2 rRNA genes (1 of these 2 running past the window's edge) are annotated in these 3,695 nt (G+C 57.7%); both read right to left on the bottom strand.

Features of this window, described 5'->3' with window-relative positions:
• Positions 1-1,697 (bottom strand): 23S ribosomal RNA (locus ACZ41I_RS39885) (its annotated part extends 1,445 nt beyond the left edge of the window); the annotation flags it as partial.
• Between the two features lie 281 nt (positions 1,698-1,978).
• Positions 1,979-3,505 (bottom strand): 16S ribosomal RNA (locus ACZ41I_RS39880).
• Positions 3,506-3,695 lie beyond the last annotated feature (190 nt).

The following is a 3,695-nucleotide window of genomic DNA, read 5'->3' as shown; positions in this document are numbered from 1 at the left end:
TCCTACACCCTTACCCCGGGACAACCACCGCCCGGGATGGACTACCTTCCTGCGTCACCCCATCACTCACCTACTAACCGCTTGGTCCGGCGGCTCCACCACTTTCCTTTCCCCGAAGGGTCCGGAACGGCTTCACGGCCTTAGCATCACGATGCTCGATGTTTGACGCTTCACAGCGGGTACCGGAATATCAACCGGTTATCCATCGACTACGCCTGTCGGCCTCGCCTTAGGTCCCGACTTACCCTGGGCAGATCAGCTTGACCCAGGAACCCTTAGTCAATCGGCGCAAACGTTTCTCACGTTTGTATCGCTACTCATGCCTGCATTCTCACTCGTCAACCGTCCACAACTACCTTCCGGTGCTGCTTCACCCGGCAGACGACGCTCCCCTACCCATCACAGCACCCGTTGGGGCTATATGCTGCAATGACACGACTTCGGCGGTACGCTTGAGCCCCGCTACATTGTCGGCGCGGAATCACTAGACCAGTGAGCTATTACGCACTCTTTCAAGGGTGGCTGCTTCTAAGCCAACCTCCTGGTTGTCTGTGCGACTCCACATCCTTTCCCACTTAGCGTACGCTTAGGGGCCTTAGTCGATGCTCTGGGCTGTTTCCCTCTCGACCATGGAGCTTATCCCCCACAGTCTCACTGCCGCGCTCTCACTTACCGGCATTCGGAGTTTGGCTAAGGTCAGTAACCCGGTAGGGCCCATCGCCTATCCAGTGCTCTACCTCCGGCAAGAAACACACGACGCTGCACCTAAATGCATTTCGGGGAGAACCAGCTATCACGGAGTTTGATTGGCCTTTCACCCCTAACCACAGGTCATCCCCCAGGTTTTCAACCCTGGTGGGTTCGGTCCTCCACGAAGTCTTACCTCCGCTTCAACCTGCCCATGGCTAGATCACTCCGCTTCGGGTCTTGAGCGTGCTACTAAAAACGCCCTATTCGGACTCGCTTTCGCTACGGCTTCCCCACCCGGGTTAACCTCGCAACACACCGCAAACTCGCAGGCTCATTCTTCAAAAGGCACGCAGTCACGAGAATGTGCAAGCACATTCCGACGCTCCCACGGCTTGTAGGCACACGGTTTCAGGTACTATTTCACTCCCCTCCCGGGGTACTTTTCACCATTCCCTCACGGTACTATCCGCTATCGGTCACCAGGGAATATTTAGGCTTAGCGGGTGGTCCCGCCAGATTCACACGGGATTTCTCGGGCCCCGTGCTACTTGGGTGTCTCTCAAGCAAGCCGCTGACGTTTCGACTACGGGGGTCTTACCCTCTACGCCGGACCTTTCGCATGTCCTTCGCCTACATCAACGGTTTCTGACTCGCCCTATCGCCGGCAGACGATAGAAGAGAGATCCCACAACCCCGCATACGCAACCCCTGCCGGGTCTCACACGCATACGGTTTGGCCTCATCCGGTTTCGCTCGCCACTACTCCCGGAATCACGGTTGTTTTCTCTTCCTGCGGGTACTGAGATGTTTCACTTCCCCGCGTTCCCTCCACACTGCCTATGTGTTCAGCAGTGGGTGACAGCCCATGACGACTGCCGGGTTTCCCCATTCGGAAACCCCCGGATCAAAGCCTGGTTGACGACTCCCCGGGGACTATCGCGGCCTCCCACGTCCTTCATCGGTTCCTGGTGCCAAGGCATCCACCGTGCGCCCTTAAAAACTTGGCCACAGATGCTCGCGTCCACTGTGCAGTTCTCAAACAACGACCAGCCACCCATCACCCCACCAGACAAACTAGTGAGTGCACTGGGGCCGGCGACTGAGGAAAGTTCATTCCCTCAGACACCCAACAGCGTGCCCGGCCGGCTCCCGTCCGATGATCATGCGTTCCACGCTCTTGCGAGCAGTACTAGCAGCCACCGGCTCGTGGACCTGACCGAATAATCAACGTTCCACCCATGAGCAACCGTGCAAGACACTTGCTTGCAGTCGGCCATGTGCTCCTTAGAAAGGAGGTGATCCAGCCGCACCTTCCGGTACGGCTACCTTGTTACGACTTCGTCCCAATCGCCAGTCCCACCTTCGACAGCTCCCTCCCCGAGGGGTTGGGCCACCGGCTTCGGGTGTTACCGACTTTCGTGACGTGACGGGCGGTGTGTACAAGGCCCGGGAACGTATTCACCGCAGCAATGCTGATCTGCGATTACTAGCGACTCCGACTTCATGGGGTCGAGTTGCAGACCCCAATCCGAACTGAGACCGGCTTTTTGAGATTCGCTCCACCTCACGGTATCGCAGCTCTTTGTACCGGCCATTGTAGCACGTGTGCAGCCCAAGACATAAGGGGCATGATGACTTGACGTCGTCCCCACCTTCCTCCGAGTTGACCCCGGCGGTCTCCTGTGAGTCCCCATCACCCCGAAGGGCATGCTGGCAACACAGAACAAGGGTTGCGCTCGTTGCGGGACTTAACCCAACATCTCACGACACGAGCTGACGACAGCCATGCACCACCTGTACACCGACCACAAGGGGGACCCTGTCTCCAGGGTTTTCCGGTGTATGTCAAGCCTTGGTAAGGTTCTTCGCGTTGCGTCGAATTAAGCCACATGCTCCGCCGCTTGTGCGGGCCCCCGTCAATTCCTTTGAGTTTTAGCCTTGCGGCCGTACTCCCCAGGCGGGGAACTTAATGCGTTAGCTGCGGCACCGACGACGTGGAATGTCGCCAACACCTAGTTCCCACCGTTTACGGCGTGGACTACCAGGGTATCTAATCCTGTTCGCTCCCCACGCTTTCGCTCCTCAGCGTCAGTAATGGCCCAGAGATCCGCCTTCGCCACCGGTGTTCCTCCTGATATCTGCGCATTTCACCGCTACACCAGGAATTCCGATCTCCCCTACCACACTCTAGCTAGCCCGTATCGACTGCAGACCCGAGGTTAAGCCTCGGGCTTTCACAATCGACGTGACAAGCCGCCTACGAGCTCTTTACGCCCAATAATTCCGGACAACGCTTGCGCCCTACGTATTACCGCGGCTGCTGGCACGTAGTTAGCCGGCGCTTCTTCTGCAGGTACCGTCACTTTCGCTTCTTCCCTGCTGAAAGAGGTTTACAACCCGAAGGCCGTCATCCCTCACGCGGCGTCGCTGCATCAGGCTTTCGCCCATTGTGCAATATTCCCCACTGCTGCCTCCCGTAGGAGTCTGGGCCGTGTCTCAGTCCCAGTGTGGCCGGTCGCCCTCTCAGGCCGGCTACCCGTCGTCGCCTTGGTGAGCCGTTACCTCACCAACAAGCTGATAGGCCGCGGGCTCATCCTTCACCGCCGGAGCTTTCCAACCCGAGAGATGCCTCTCAGGCTCGTATCCGGTATTAGACCCCGTTTCCAGGGCTTGTCCCAGAGTGAAGGGCAGATTGCCCACGTGTTACTCACCCGTTCGCCACTAATCCCCTCCCGAAGGAGGTTCATCGTTCGACTTGCATGTGTTAAGCACGCCGCCAGCGTTCGTCCTGAGCCAGGATCAAACTCTCCGTGAATGTTTTCCCGTGATCGGGATGAACACCACGAGAGCGGAACAGTCGGAGGAATGATCCGACCGTTCACAGCGTCCTCGCTGTGTTTTTCAAAGGAACCTCGTCACCGGAAGGATCCGGTAGACGGGGTATCAACATATCTGGCGTTGATTTTTGGCACGCTGTTGAGTTCTCAAGGAACGGTCGCTTCCTT

This window comes from Streptomyces sp. NPDC030799 (genome assembly GCF_055572255.1).
This window is presented reverse-complemented; position numbering and strand designations above follow the sequence as displayed.